At 58.1% G+C, this 13,022-nt stretch carries 10 protein-coding genes; 4 read left to right on the top strand and 6 right to left on the bottom strand.

The genetic code is table 11. From position 1 onward, the window contains the following. Positions 1 to 23: 23 nt before the first annotated feature. Complete coding sequence (locus PUV47_RS13125; protein WP_274219023.1) at positions 24 to 1,184, top strand: PQQ-dependent sugar dehydrogenase; 1,161 nt, start codon at positions 24 to 26, stop codon at positions 1,182 to 1,184. Between the two features lie 119 nt (positions 1,185 to 1,303). On the opposite strand, the gene repC is transcribed toward PUV47_RS13125, so the two are convergent. From repC to repA, 3 genes are all read right to left on the bottom strand, one after another. Next, positions 1,304 to 2,647: a plasmid replication protein RepC gene (repC, locus tag PUV47_RS13120; RefSeq protein WP_274219022.1), complete on the bottom strand. Its 1,344-nt coding sequence runs from the start codon at positions 2,645 to 2,647 to the stop codon at positions 1,304 to 1,306. A 237-nt stretch (positions 2,648 to 2,884) separates the two neighbouring features. After that, entirely contained in the window at positions 2,885 to 3,964 is a 1,080-nt protein-coding gene (repB, locus tag PUV47_RS13115; protein WP_274219021.1) for a plasmid partitioning protein RepB, read from the bottom strand. Continuing rightward, on the bottom strand, positions 3,961 to 5,169 hold the full coding sequence (gene repA / locus PUV47_RS13110; RefSeq protein ID WP_274219020.1) for a plasmid partitioning protein RepA: 1,209 nt from the start codon (positions 5,167 to 5,169) through the stop codon (positions 3,961 to 3,963). Before repA ends, repB begins: the two co-directional genes overlap by 4 nt. Before the next feature lie 534 nt (positions 5,170 to 5,703). Between repA and PUV47_RS13105 the strand changes: the two genes are divergently transcribed. Both PUV47_RS13105 and PUV47_RS13100 read left to right on the top strand, forming a co-directional pair. Then, on the top strand, positions 5,704 to 7,032 hold the full coding sequence (locus PUV47_RS13105) for a hypothetical protein (protein ID WP_274219019.1): 1,329 nt from the start codon (positions 5,704 to 5,706) through the stop codon (positions 7,030 to 7,032). Between the two features lie 151 nt (positions 7,033 to 7,183). Continuing rightward, positions 7,184 to 7,993, top strand: a complete 810-nt coding sequence (locus tag PUV47_RS13100; RefSeq protein WP_274219018.1) for a mechanosensitive ion channel family protein — start codon at positions 7,184 to 7,186, stop codon at positions 7,991 to 7,993. Positions 7,994 to 8,043: 50 nt separating this feature from the next. Here PUV47_RS13100 and PUV47_RS13095 read toward each other — a convergent pair whose 3' ends face one another. The 3 genes from PUV47_RS13095 to rsgA form a co-directional block, all read right to left on the bottom strand. Next, positions 8,044 to 8,517: a GNAT family N-acetyltransferase gene (locus PUV47_RS13095; RefSeq protein ID WP_274219017.1), complete on the bottom strand. Its 474-nt coding sequence runs from the start codon at positions 8,515 to 8,517 to the stop codon at positions 8,044 to 8,046. A gap of 23 nt (positions 8,518 to 8,540) precedes the next feature. After that, positions 8,541 to 9,065, bottom strand: coding sequence for a protein-tyrosine phosphatase family protein (locus PUV47_RS13090; protein ID WP_274219016.1), 525 nt, complete (start codon positions 9,063 to 9,065; stop codon positions 8,541 to 8,543). Between the two features lie 490 nt (positions 9,066 to 9,555). Beyond that, positions 9,556 to 10,623, bottom strand: a complete 1,068-nt coding sequence (gene rsgA, locus PUV47_RS13085) for a ribosome small subunit-dependent GTPase A (protein WP_274219015.1) — start codon at positions 10,621 to 10,623, stop codon at positions 9,556 to 9,558. Positions 10,624 to 11,439: 816 nt separating this feature from the next. On the opposite strand from rsgA, the gene PUV47_RS13080 reads away from it, so the two are divergent. Further along, positions 11,440 to 13,011 (top strand): Re/Si-specific NAD(P)(+) transhydrogenase subunit alpha, encoded by a 1,572-nt coding sequence (locus PUV47_RS13080; RefSeq protein ID WP_274219014.1) that lies wholly within the window; start codon positions 11,440 to 11,442, stop codon positions 13,009 to 13,011. The last annotated feature ends 11 nt before the right edge of the window (positions 13,012 to 13,022 follow it).

Genomic DNA, 13,022 nt, shown 5'->3' with positions numbered 1-13,022 from the left:
CCCTAATCATCGAGGAGTTGGGAATGAGTTTTGGGCATTGGAGGTTCATCACCAAACATCGGGCCATAAAGTCCGTTTGGGCTGGCGCTTTAGCTGTGGTCGCGGGGTTTGCCTTGTCGGCTGTGGCTGGAACAGCGCAGGCGCAAACCCGCATTGCACCTGAAACCGTCACCAGCGGACTGAACCATCCATGGAGTGTCGCGGCCCTTCCGGGCGGTGGCTTTTTGGTGACCGAGCGCGACGGCGCACTCAAGCATGTCACTGCGGAAGGCGAGCAAAGCGTTGTGTCTGGAACGCCGAAGGTTTTTGCAAGCGGGCAGGGCGGTTTGCTCGATGTGGTGCTCAGTCCCAACTTTGCGTCAGATGGCCAGATCTTCCTCAGCTTTTCCGAACCAACCTCAGGGGGAGCGGGCACATCGGTGTACCGGGCCACGCTTGAACGTTCAGGCGATGGGTTTCAACTGAAAGATGGACGGGTCATCTTTTCAGGAAACAACATCTACAGGGGAGGGCGCCATTTTGGATCGCGTCTGGTGTTTGCGCCAGACGGAACCTTGTTCATGACCCTTGGTGACAGAGGCGACCGGCCAAGTGCGCAAAACACCCAGAACCATGCCGGGTCAGTCCTGCGTCTGACCATGGATGGCGCGCCAGCACCGGGCAATCCCTTTCTTGGTGACAGCAGCTATCAGCCGGAGATGTGGTCCATCGGCCACCGCAATCCCCAAAGTGCGGCCCTCCATCCCGAAACCGGCGTCCTTTGGACGGTAGAACATGGCGCCCGTGGGGGGGATGAAATCAACATTCCCGAAGCGGGGAAGAACTATGGATGGCCGGTGATCTCCTACGGCCGCCATTACACGGGAGGCCGCATCGGCGAAGGCACATCGAAAACGGGCCTGGAGCAGCCGATTTATTTCTGGGATCCTTCCATCGCCCCGTCCGGCATGGCGTTCGTGACCAGCACCAAGTATCCGGACTGGAACGGCAACCTTTTGGTTGGTGCCTTGCGTGGTCGTCACCTCTCCAATCTGTCATTGGACGGCACAACGGTTACCGGCGAAAGCAGACTCCTTGCTGAACTGGGAGAGCGCATCCGCGATGTCAGGCAGGCGGATGACGGCTTCATCTATGTGCTCACGGACAGCAGTGATGGCCAGTTGATCCGCTTGCTGCCGCAGTAGGACGCAATCCTTGCTCCGGGGGTGTTGTTTCCCATCTCCGGGGCAGGGGCCGCGAGTTTCTGGCCCGCCTCTTTTCACCGCCTGCGCATTCAACCGCCAGAGAGGAAACACCTACGCCATCACCCCTGAGCCAGCCCGAACAGCGAGCGATGCAAAGCCAGCTTTCCGTCAACCGCGCGGTCGATACAAGCCAGGAAGTAACCCGCAGGCCGCGCCAGTTGGTCCGGGTCGCGCAGGGCCTTTTCCGCCGTTGTCACAAGCACCGCCGCCGCCAAATGTTGGCCCACTCGGGAACACGCACCGCGCCATCCCGCTTCCGACAAACCAACCAGCAAGCGCAACTCGCTCGTCCGGCCCATCAAATCCCCCCAGGAGCGGAAGGCTCCGCCCAGAATATCCTGAGTTTCTCGGGTCGCCGTGTTGATCAAGCCAATAGAAACTTCAGAAAGTAGCGGCGAAGTTCCGTCCGCATTAGGCGGCACAGATGGCTTTGCCTTGGGCGGTTCAGCACTTGAGCGCGTTCGATCTGTGGCACCAGACTTGCGTAAATGCTCCTTTTCAGGAGCTTTATAAAAGCCGTAGGCTTTTTTTGATTTGAAGTCATCGACGTTAGGAGATGGCCGCTCATTACTTTTTTTAGAGTTTTGAGGGGTTGTAATATTATATGGGGTGACATCAGTGTCAGGTGCGCCCGACATTTCTTCAAAAGAAGTTTCACTTTCAGCGGCTGTAGCCTCTCCTTCTGCCGCAGCTTCATTCGTGCCGAATGCGGCAACAATGGCTTCGTAAAGCTGGGAGAGCCTGTCTGCCTTGAGGTCGTTCGGGATCGCACTTGCGAGAATGACTGAAAGCTCCGCCTCATGCTCTTCAAGGCGCAGGCCCTCAAGGGCCGCGACCGCCAGAAGGTCGGCAATGGCGCGGGACAGGCGGGTCACATTGCGCTTGGCCTCCTGCTTGGCCTTCAGCTCAGCGCTAAACGCATCCGCAATGCCTTGCAGTTCCTTGATGCGCTGCCGGGCCGGGGAGAAGTCCAGGCCAAAGCCGCGGTCGATATCGCCGCTCACTTCGTTACGGTAGATGAAGCGGCGTCCGGTCGGGCTGTCGCGGTAGGCCAGAATGCCCGCTTCCACGAGCTTCTTCAGGGACCGTGCCACCGTGCGGGTAGAACGCCCCACATAATCCGCCAGTTTCTCGTTGGAGATGGCCACCAGCGGGCGACGGTCCTGTTTCCAGTCGTCTGCCTTGGTCAGCCCGAGCAAGATATCGAGAATGTGATAGGTCGTGCCTTCAATGCCGAGCGCGGGCGCAGCCTTTTTCAGGGTAATCGCCACTTCAGCCTTCGTGGTTGCCACGATGTCATTGGCCATGGCGAGCCGTTGACTTTCCACCATGGCTGGCGTCAGCCGGCGGAAGGTCGCCACCGAGATCTGATTTTGCATAGTGCCACCGTTCACCAAAGCCATTGGCCTCAGTGTTCCTCACGGAATTCCATTCCGCCTTTGGGGATTAACGGGTACAACTGCGCATCAGGCCGCAAAAAGGCATTTCAGGCCCACTTGGCAGGCTTGATTCGGAACGCATCTCGAAGTAACGTGAAAATGCAAATGAGGGTTACGACGGGCGTCTAGCTTGTTGTACCGTTGAATTCCGGTCTTGCTGATTGCCGTCAGCAAGGCCGTTTTTCATTGGGAGCGCTTACCTCATGAGGCATCCTCCGTCTGTTTCCGTGCTTCAAACTCTTCAAGCAGCTCCGGCAGCCGTTCTTTCAGGAACGCTGCCAAGTCTGGCTGTTTGCGGGCGTCCACCTGAAAGCTCAAGGTCGCGCCCTTTGCTTTCATCAGAACCCGCTTGTTGCCGAGCCATGCCTTTTCCGAGGATGCCGTTGCCGCGGCAGCCTTGGCGTCAGCGACGCTCACAACAGCAGGGGAGGGGGCCTGGTTCACAAGCTGCCCCACCTCTTCAAAAATCATCATGAAGCGCTCATCGCTGGAGGAGCGCTTGTACTCTTCGCTCTCCATCAGCACTTCAATGGGCCCATTCACACCGGCGGGCAGAGCGCCCTCGTGAAAGTGAGAGGCCAGTTCTTCCCAGCGCGGGCGGCCAATACGCGGTGCAGGGCCAACCTTGCGCACGAATTCCTGCGGCAACTGGCCCATCAGGCGCAACAGCTTGGACACCGTTGTGGCGTCCTTCCCGATGGCCTTGGAGATGATGGTTTGCGGGTAGTCCGCCGCCAGCCGCGAGGCAAACAGCGCCGTCTCGATAAAGGACAGGTTCTTGCGCTCATGGTTTTCCTGACCTTGCGCAATCAGAAGTTCTTCATCGCTCAGTGGCTTGATGATCCCGCGCACCGGGCGGCCAAGCTCATGACAGGCCCGCCAACGGCGATGCCCGAACGCAATCTGATAGCGGCCTTCGCTGGTCGGGTGCGGACGGGCCAGAATGGGCACCTGCTGTCCATTGGCCTCGATGGATTGTTTGAGCGCCTCGAAATCGGCGTCCACTTCCACCACCATCCGATCCGCCACGAAGGAAGGCTCCAGCAGCTCCGTGTCCAGTTCACGGGCCATGTCGCCTTCTTCCAGCAACTTGCGCAGCTCTTCGTTTTCCTTCTCCACATTGGAAAAGGTGTTGCGCATGGACTTGATGGCACCGGCAGAAACGCGCTTGGACGACCCAAGCCCGGCTTGGGCAGGGGCGGGATCCTTGACCAGTTCGGACGGATCCACACCGCCAAACATGGCGCGCATCTTCTTGGATCGGTCGCTGGCTTTGTTCATGAGCGTCCCCAAACCTGCTTGATCAACTGATAAATCTCGGTGTTTACCGCGTCGACAGACTCCAGCGCGCGGTTCAAGGTGTCTCGGGTCACCATGCCCCGCTCCACCTCATAAAGGCTCTTCTTCTCAAGGCCTGCATTGGCGATGGCGGTGGTTTCCACCACGGCGGCGGCCAGCACATCCTCGCCAAACAGCCCGCGCAACAGCGCCGCCACATTCACCTGTGGCAGGTCGTGCGGGGTGTGGCGCGTCAACAGATAGCGCACGAAATCGTGGTGCAGGGAGCCACCCGCCTCTTCAATCACCGCCAGCAGCTCGGAGGTCATGGAAAGGAACTGGTTCATGGATGACACATCCAGCATGGCCGGGTGCACGGTAACCACCAGCCCGGTCGCCGCATAAAGCGCGCCCAAGGTGAGGTAGCCCAGCTGCGGCGGCGCATCGATAAGCACCACATCGTAATCATCTTCCACCTCTTGCAACACGGTTGCCATGCGGCGGAAGAACATTCCGTCGCCGCGGGAAAGCCCCTGCGCGATGGCTTGAGGCGTTTCGTGCTCATATTCCATCAACTCGAGGTTACCGGGGACAAGATGAAGGCCATCGAAGTAGGTTTCGCGGATAACTTCGCGCAGCGAGACCCGTTCCTCGTCATCATAGCGGATGGCCGCATAAAGGGTCTGGTTGTCGTCTACATCGAACTCCGGCTGGTAGCCGAACATGGCCGAAAGGGAGGCCTGCGGGTCAAGGTCAATGGCCAGCACACGCAGGCCTTGAAGGGCCAGATATTGGCTCAAATGCACGGTTGTTGTGGTCTTGGCGGACCCGCCTTTGAAGTTCGCCACGGCGATGACTTGCATCTTCTCGTGCTCGCGCCGGCGCGGGTCGAATTTCAGGGCATCCGCGGGCCGTTTGTCCGCCAGATACTTGCGCAGATCGTTGATCTGTTCGAGGGTATAAATGCGCCGCCCGTTTTCCAGCCGATCGGGGATAACTCCCTCGCCGTTGAGCGAAAGCTGGCGCAAGCTGGATTCGGCAACGCCCAAAAGGTTGGCCACGTCACGGGAAGAGAAGGTTTTCAGCTTCTTCTTTGCTTCAGGCGGGTACATTTTCTCGCGCAGGGATTGCAGCTGGCGTGACAGCAGCGCAGAATGGCGCGAGATCTTCTCCGCAGACGTTTCGTCGTGTTCAGCATTGAGCAGCATGTTGCCTGTTTCCTCGTATGACGGTTTTAAAGGGCCCGAATAGAAAAATCCGTCACAGCGCATAGTTTTCTTTTTTAATGGCGTCGTCAATGGCTTTATAGTTAACGCAAATTAACCATTGTGGCCAACACGTTATCCCGGCGAGTTATTTCCACTGAAATGACCATGCGCGCCTGTCCGGAGCCCGGTTTCACACCGCTTCCCTTCACCAAAATCCGCAGTTTTCTGCCATTTACAGCTGTAGTCGCCTCAGGATGCAGTCCTCCCCTGTTTTGGTCGTTTCGCGGTTGGTTTCCTGTGCATTTTCAGTAATGCGCCTCTGTTTCTGGCCTGAAAACCGGCCTCCCTGTGATGAATCGCAACGCTATTTTTGACGGCGCCCTTGCGAATCTCCGTGCAGGTTCAAGCCTTCCCGGTCCAAGGCTCAGCGAAAATTACATCCCCGTTCTGGGGAGTGTTGGCGGGTGCAATACTCACGTAGTCTGCGCAGATCATTGGCTTCCAAGTTCAGTGCTTGCGTAGGGGAGGGCACCAATGGTCAAGCTGCTTGTGGTCCAGACAGGACTGCATAACGAAAGCGCGAATGCGCATCCGGAAAGACGGGCCATCGCGGCGTTGTTTCAGGGTTTTGATCTGTGTTTTTTGACGGATGGTCCGGTGGGTGCGCCCCCCGTGGCGCCGCTAGGGCCGGAGGTGCGCGGTCTTGCGCCCGGCCATCGCCTCGACCAAATGCTCGAGAATGTGGCACCGGGGCTGAAGGCGCGCTGTCGCCGGCTTGCTAAAAACCCCTTTGGTCGCTCCTCTCAACCAGATTTTTCCAGCATCTTCGAGCCATTTGCAAAAGCTTTGGCGACCCATGGCCTGACGGCCCAGGATCATGTTCTGGTGCCTGATTGCCACCCGGGTCTCCTTCACGGGTTGACCCAGTTCTATGACCGTTTTGGTGCTTCCGATTTGCCCCGTTTGCACCTGCGGTTTCGGGACTGGCGTCAACCCGGCCTCTATCTCTCCCGGTTTCAAGCGACCGAGCGGCTGTCGCCCCTCGTATGGCAAGGCCATGCCGCCCTCTACACGGAAACTGAGGAGCATCTGTTTTACCTGAAGGCCACGTTGAACCTGCCCATGCGCGATGTGCTCGTGCTGCCCCGGCGCATCTCACCGTTCGATCCGCCGGTTCCCTATCAGCCAGCGCTGCCCGGAACGGCCCCCTTGGTCATCGGTGTGCTGGACCCGCCCTCAGCCTCCAGCGGCGGGCCCCGGCTGGCTTCAATCCTGTCCAACATTGCCCGGCTCACGCTGGAACGTCGCGGGCCCCAGTCTTTCCATTTCCTGCTTGCCGCCAGCAGCGCCGACCGCACCACGGGCGTTTACAAGGGGCTGGCGCGGGAAGGCCGGTTTGGAGACAAGGTAACCGTTGAGTTCCTGCCCGCGCCGCTTCCCTGCCGCGCTTATGCCGAAGCCATGGCCCGCACCGACGCCCTGCTGCTTCCTTATGAGGATGGCAGCCATGAGATCAACGCCGCTGGCCGGGTGCTTGATGCAGTTTTTGCTGGACGCCCGCTGGTGCATACCTCAGACATGGCCCCGCAACGCTTCTTGAGCACCAAGAACGCGATCGCCGCCTTGTCTGATCGGGACTTCGCCAAGGCCCTTCTTGCGCTGTGGAGCCACTACAGCACGTTTCGGGCTGGGGCCGAACAAACCCGCATATTGGCTGCGCAAAGTCTTCATCCAGCGGCCCTGCACAAGGGGTTTCGCTCTGCTGCAGCACTGGCGGCAGCCCCTGCCATCCCCATGCGCCCGGCTGTTGCGGTCTCCAGCCGTCCATTGGGCGGCGGCGTGGGTTTCATCGGCCTTGGATAGCGCCCCCAGGCCTTGTATCGGCTGGAATAGGCCGGGCGGCTGGCAGAAAAAGGCTGTTGTGTCCCCCGTTCACCCCGCCTTTACGCAGCGCGGGTAGTCTGTTACGCCAGTTGCAAAACCAATTGGTGCACCAGTAAACCGCGAGGTTCTCATGAACGAAACCATCACCGCCATGGGCGGCTATGAAGCCTTGGCTTTGAATGTGATCAAAGCGATTGTCTTCCTCATTCTCGGCTATTTCTTCGCCGGCTTTGCCAGCCGCATCGTGCGCGACCGGCTCGGCAAGGTGGAGCGTCTCGACCAGACCCTGGCCGTGTTCTTCTCATCGCTGGTCCGTTGGGGTGTGCTGGCGGTTGTGGTCATCGCCGTTTTGCAGCTCGTCGGTTTTCAGGCAACCAGCCTCGTTGCCGTTTTGGGTGCGGCGTCTCTTGCCATCGGCCTTGCGCTTCAGGGCACCTTGAGCGATGTGGCTTCCGGGGTGATGCTCATCATCTTCCGGCCCTACCGTCTGGGCGACTATGTGGAAGTGGGCGGCACCGCCGGAACCGTGAAAGAAATCAACCTGTTCGTCACCGAGTTGGCAACGCCGGACAACGTGCAGATCATCATGCCCAACTCCAAGGCCTGGAGTTCGGTCATCACCAACTACTCCGCCCATCCAACCCGGCGCGTCGACATCACCTTTGGCGTGGATTACAGCGATGATGCCGACAAGGCCATCGAGCTGATCACCGCAATTGCAACCTCTGATGAGCGTGTCCTGAAAGATCCGGAGCCATGGGTCCGTGTCGTGAACCTTGGCGAGTCTTCGGTAGACATCACCGCCCGTCTTTGGTGCAACAGCGCAGACTATTGGGATCTGAAGTTCCACATGACCAAAGCGGTAAAGGAAGCCTTTGACAAGGATGGCATTTCCATTCCCTATCCGCACCGCGTTGAGGTGGTCAAGAAAGCCTCTTGAAGGCCTAGAAGCACATAAGGGGCTCCGGGCCCCTTCCTGCTTTTATCGGGTTACAGTGTCACGTCGCCCTGCTCAAGGGAGCCAAAGCCCTCCTGCAGCGGGCGGCTCATGCGCACATAGGCTACACCGCGCTTGTCAAAGGGCGCGCTGTCCACCCTCATACCAAAGCGCTCATAAAACGGGATCGCGGTTTGCCGCGCGTCGCACCAGAACTCACTTGCCCCAAGGGCCTCAACCTGTTCCATGGTGTAGCGAACAAGCGTGCTGCCAATCCCGTGGCCCTGATATTCGGGCAGAACGGCGAATTTGCGCAGCCGCGCACCACCTTCGTTCAGGAAGATGGACGCCACCCCAACCAGCCAGCTCTTGTAGTAGGCACCAAAATGCAAGCCGGTATCATCTTCCGACACCCGCGCCGCGTCCATGGGAAGGTCCGGCCACAACACCCTGTGGCGGATGGGAAGCGCCACGTCGGCGGTAATGCGGTTGATGACGATATCGTCGCGCATGCCCAGTGTTTTCATGTGTTCTTATCGTTTTAGGGCGGTCAACTCGCCACCAGTTGCTCAAAAAGCTGCCCTTGAAACCCATAGAGCCCCCAGTTCAACTGCGGTTCGGTTTCAATGGCGCCCGGCTGTGCGCTGCGCACCATGCCGAGTGAACGCCTACGGCTCAAACCGCGCTCACGCAACAGGCGCAGGGCAACCATGCCCGATCTCCCCATGCCACCCCGGCAATGCAACAGCACCGAGCCTCCATGACACAGACAATCATGTATGCGCGCACTCACCTCAGCCCAAAACTGTGTCATCACCGGGGAGGGCACATCAAAATCCCGAATGGGGAACTGTACCCACTCAATACCACGGTCTTCCAGCATCAGGCTCATGGGCGCACTGCGGGCGTCCAGCGCTTCGGAAGGCTCGGTCAACGACACCAGCATCTGCGGATACCAGTTGGTGATCACATCAAGGTCATCGGAAAGGGGATTACGCAGGCCCGGTTGCGGGGCAATACCAATCCGGCTCCCGTTTGGAAGTGGAATGCTTGCGATTTTATAGGCTTCCGTCATGAAAGAACCCGCCTTCGTGTCACAGTGCTTGCCCTTGTCTGGGCCGTCAGCTCTTTCTTCGGAGAACTGATCTCAACTTTTATAGCTTACCTTTGGTCAGCCTTCGGCAATTCTGTTGCCGTTTTGTCTAGCAAGACCACGGTTTCATAAAAGTTTCGCGACACATCCTAGTATATTAGGGAACTCTTTCAAACGTGGAACCCCCCGGAAACCTACGCCATAAACATAAAAGAATTTAATCAATTGAAGAATTATTCAGAACGCGTCAGTATTTGAACTGCTTTTGTTTCAGCATGAAACAGCCATTAAACAAGAGTTTACGCAGATAAAAAATGCCCGCCATCACGCCCGACGCCACTCTATACCCAAGCACGCTTCATGGATCGGGATTCGCCAGCCCCGCTCTCAGTGTCGTTTTAATGGGAAGTGCCTGAGGGCTTTCAAGAGCGCGGCACCAGAGCTACCCGGCCGCGCCCTTGAGCAGTAAAGCTCACTTTGCCTTTTGCTTTTTCATCTGGCGGATTGTCTTGCTCAGCCGCTTGTTCTTGGACTTGCGCTGCGCCAGCACTTCTGAGTTCGACCGCTCTTCCTGCACCAGCTTCTGCCAGCGGTCATAGCGTTCCTGCTCGATCACCCCGCCTTCAATGGCCGGGCGAACCGCGCATCCCGGTTCACTCTTGTGCTGACAATCGCTGAACCGGCACTGCCCCACCAGCTCCTCAATGTCGGAAAACACTTCGGAAAGGCCTTCCTGCACATCGGCAAGCTGAATTTCACGCATTCCCGGCGTGTCCATCAGGCAAAAGCCTGCGGGCAGAATGTGCAGCTGGCGGTGGGTGGTGGTGTGCCGCCCCTTGCTGTCATCCTCGCGAATATCCCGCGTGGCCGCAATCTCATGCCCCGAAATGGCATTGACCAAGGTTGACTTGCCCACACCGGAGGAGCCGAGAAACGCCAGCGTCTGTCCAGGTTTCAGCCAGTCGCCCAGCTTTTCCAGCACATCCGGCCCCCGTGCATCCAAAAGCACCACCGGCGATCCAAGCAAGCGGGCTTCGTCCACGAAGGTCTGCGGCGCGTCACACAGGTCCGCCTTTGTCAGCACCAGCACGGCTTGTGCGTCCGAGTCTGTTGCCAAGGCCACAAACCGTTCCAGCCGCGCCCGGTTGAAGTCTTGGTTGCACGAAGTCACAACAAAAACCGTGTCCACATTGGCCGCAATCAGCTGAATGTCCCAGCCTCTGCCCGGTGCCTTGCGCTTGAACAGGCTCTTGCGTTCCAGAATGCGGCTGTGGGGGGGATAGGCCTTGTTCAACATGAGCCAGTCGCCAACGGCCACGTTGGGCACCACCGGCAAATGCTCTTCAATGCCTTCGCCCTTCACATCCACGCCGCTGCGATGAACGGCGGTCACACGCACGGGCGGAGACGTTTCCATCTCTTCCACGCTGGTTTGCTGCGCGAAAAACGGCTGCCAGCCAAGGGTTGCAAGCAGTGTCATGGGTTTGAAGGCCTTGAGGAGCGGAGCCTTGGGCACATAAGCAGAATAATCCCGTGTCATGGGGTGTTTGTCCGATAGGTAAGCATAAGGCACGGCCTCATGCAAAAACATGTCATTATGGGAGAAATCACAGGTCTTTCCGCACGACGGGCACTCTGCGCGACGCGGCATTAGGAACTGACTTGTTTTGGGGGCGCCTTCGCCTCCCCACCTTATCGGGACATAAACTCTCCAAGTGTCTTGCCGCCAGTTAAGCGCGCAAGGGGGAAGCTGTCAATCTCCTCAACTTCCCCAAAGACCGGCGCGCCGCCCTTGCCCCGGTGATGGGGCAGGGGCGCGCGCCACGGTTGCAACGTGTACCTGCCGCCCATTGTCGACAAAATGGTGCAAAATGTAGCGGGAAAAGACAAGGATCTGGAAGGATACGACAATGACTCCCGCACCTTAACCGATTAAATTTAGCGCTGTGCTCAAGAAAGTTGGGAGGATCACATCATGATGCCCCCAGCGTTCTATTGGTTTTTACGTAGTTGCCACAGGGCGGGTCACAGACTAAGCGCTGCGCATACAAACTACCTGAAAAGCAAGGGGGGTAGTGTTTTTCCGAAATAAACGAAAACCGCACGGAAGTTCTATGGATTGCATTTCATCAGCGTGTAACAGTCAGCTCTCTATTGCCATCTGAGAGATCAACAACTTTCATAACTGATGAAGAACACTCAATTGACACTGCGCGCTCTTCTGGTGCCACCTAAGGCCGTCAGGGCGCGGAATTATTGAGATCCAACAGGTACTTCCAAGTGCCACATTCCTGGACGGGCGGACCATAGATTTCGAAGAGTGAACGTGCATCGAGCGCATATATGAGGTTGAATTATGATTATTGGAGCTCCTAAGGAGGTCCTTGAGGGTGAGCTGCGCGTCGCGCTGACACCGGAAAGCGCCAAGCAGCTTCAGAAGCTGGGCTATGAGGTTGCCGTGGAAAGCGGTGCCGGCAAGGCGGCCAGCTTCTCGGACGCAGACTACGAAGCAGCCGGGGTGAAAGTTCTCCCGGATGCAAAGACCCTTTGGGAAACAGCGGACATCGTCAGCAAGGTACGCCCACCTGAGGAGGCAGAGCTGGAACTGGCACGTGAAGGCCAGATCCTGATCTCCTTCTTCTGGCCAGCGCAGAACGAAGAGCTGATGAAGAAGTTCGCTGACAAGAAGGTCACCGTTCTTGCAATGGACATGGTGCCGCGCATCTCCCGCGCGCAGAAAATGGACGCTCTGTCCTCCATGGCCAACATTGCCGGTTACCGCGCTGTCATCGAAGCAGGTAACAACTTCGGCCGTTTCTTCACCGGTCAGATCACCGCTGCGGGCAAGGTGCCACCAGCAAAGGTTCTGATCATCGGCGCAGGCGTTGCCGGTCTTGCGGCCATTGGGGCCTCCACCTCTCTGGGGGCCATCACCTATGCGTTCGACGTTCGCCCGGAAGTGGCTGAGCAGGTTGAATCCATGGGCGCCGAGTTCGTGTATCTGGACTTTGAAGAGGAACAGCAGGACGGCGCGTCCTCGGGCGGATACGCTTCCGTTTCCTCTCCAGAATTCCGTGCCGCACAGCTGGCCAAGTTCCGCGAACTGGCACCGGAAGTTGACATCGTCATCACCACCGCGCTCATTCCGGGCCGTGATGCGCCAAAGCTCTGGCTGGAAGACATGGTTGCGTCCATGAAGCCGGGCTCCGTGATCGTCGATCTTGCGGCAGAAAAGGGCGGCAACTGTGATCTCACCAAGATGGATGAGAAGGTTGTCAGCGAAAACGGCGTCACCGTCATTGGTTACACCGACTTCCCAAGCCGCATGGCAACCCAGTCTTCCGCGCTTTACGCCACCAACATCCGTCACATGATGGACGACCTCACCCCTGAAAAGGACGGTCAGCCGAATGTGAATATGGAAGATGACGTCATTCGTGGTGCCACCGTCACCCATGAAGGCGAAATCACCTTCCCGCCTCCGCCGCCGAAAGTGAAGGCAATCGCTGCGCAGAAGAAGCCGGAGGTGAAGGAACTCACACCAGAAGAAAAGCGCGCAGCCGAAGTTGCCGAGTTCAAGAAGAAGACCCGTCAGCAGGTTTCCCTTCTTGCAGGTGGTGGTGCCTTGATGCTTCTCGTGGGCCTTGTGGCGCCTGCCAGCTTCATGCAGCACTTCATCGTTTTTGTTCTGGCGTGTTTCGTCGGCTTCCAGGTCATCTGGGGCGTGGCGCACTCCCTTCATACGCCTTTGATGGCCATCACCAACGCCATTTCCTCGATCATCATTCTCGGCGCGCTGCTGCAGATTGGCTCGGGTTCATGGCTGGTCATTGTTCTTGCCGCCCTGTCAGTGTTCATGGCCGGCATCAACATCTTCGGCGGCTTCCTCGTCACCCGGCGCATGCTCGCCATGTTCCAGAAGTCTTAAGGGGGAGCTGA

It is taken from the genome of Pseudovibrio exalbescens (assembly GCF_028737195.1).
Taxonomy (GTDB): domain Bacteria; phylum Pseudomonadota; class Alphaproteobacteria; order Rhizobiales; family Stappiaceae; genus Pseudovibrio; species Pseudovibrio zosterae.
The sequence above is the reverse complement of the archived record's forward strand: the minus strand, read 5'-3'. Positions and strand labels throughout refer to the sequence as shown.

What these genes read in the sequence shown, in the direction of transcription:
- PUV47_RS13125 (WP_274219023.1), top strand. Translation starts at nt 24, where the DNA reads ATGAGTTTTGGGCATTGGAGGTTCATCACCAAACATCGGGCCATAAAG.
- repC (WP_274219022.1), bottom strand. Translation starts at nt 2,647, where the DNA reads ATGGCTTTGGTGAACGGTGGCACTATGCAAAATCAGATCTCGGTGGCG.
- repB (WP_274219021.1), bottom strand. Translation starts at nt 3,964, where the DNA reads ATGAACAAAGCCAGCGACCGATCCAAGAAGATGCGCGCCATGTTTGGC.
- repA (WP_274219020.1), bottom strand. Translation starts at nt 5,169, where the DNA reads ATGCTGCTCAATGCTGAACACGACGAAACGTCTGCGGAGAAGATCTCG.
- PUV47_RS13105 (WP_274219019.1), top strand. Translation starts at nt 5,704, where the DNA reads ATGGTCAAGCTGCTTGTGGTCCAGACAGGACTGCATAACGAAAGCGCG.
- PUV47_RS13100 (WP_274219018.1), top strand. Translation starts at nt 7,184, where the DNA reads ATGAACGAAACCATCACCGCCATGGGCGGCTATGAAGCCTTGGCTTTG.
- PUV47_RS13095 (WP_274219017.1), bottom strand. Translation starts at nt 8,517, where the DNA reads ATGAAAACACTGGGCATGCGCGACGATATCGTCATCAACCGCATTACC.
- PUV47_RS13090 (WP_274219016.1), bottom strand. Translation starts at nt 9,065, where the DNA reads ATGACGGAAGCCTATAAAATCGCAAGCATTCCACTTCCAAACGGGAGC.
- rsgA (WP_274219015.1), bottom strand. Translation starts at nt 10,623, where the DNA reads ATGACACGGGATTATTCTGCTTATGTGCCCAAGGCTCCGCTCCTCAAG.
- PUV47_RS13080 (WP_274219014.1), top strand. Translation starts at nt 11,440, where the DNA reads ATGATTATTGGAGCTCCTAAGGAGGTCCTTGAGGGTGAGCTGCGCGTC.